This window comes from Mesorhizobium sp. M00.F.Ca.ET.216.01.1.1 (genome assembly GCF_004010325.2).
Taxonomy (GTDB): Bacteria; Pseudomonadota; Alphaproteobacteria; order Rhizobiales; family Rhizobiaceae; genus Mesorhizobium.
Map to the genome: position 1 here is coordinate 1 of NZ_SADR02000608.1, position 280 is coordinate 280.

Genomic DNA, 280 nt, shown 5'->3' on the forward strand with positions numbered 1-280 from the left:
GCAATGTCGGCAACGACCTGGTCGGCACCTATGGCACGCTGCATCTCAACAGCGACGGCAGCTACAGCTATACGCTCGACAATGGCCTGGCCTCGGTGCAGCAGCTTGCCGAAGGCGCCACCGTCACCGACGTCTTCAGCTACACCAACTCGGACAACCACGGCGGCTCTTCGTCCGCCAACCTGACCATCACCATCACCGGCACCAATGACGCGCCGGTGGCGGTGGCCGATGCGGCGGCGGTGAAGGAAGACACCAACACGCTGGCCGATCCCAATCC

Annotated in this window: 1 protein-coding gene; it reads left to right on the forward strand. The window is 63.9% G+C overall.

Translation table 11 applies throughout. The features are described from left to right. Window positions 1-280: VCBS domain-containing protein (locus tag EN859_RS37640; RefSeq protein WP_135913774.1), on the forward strand; the 280-nt coding region annotated here is incomplete at both ends.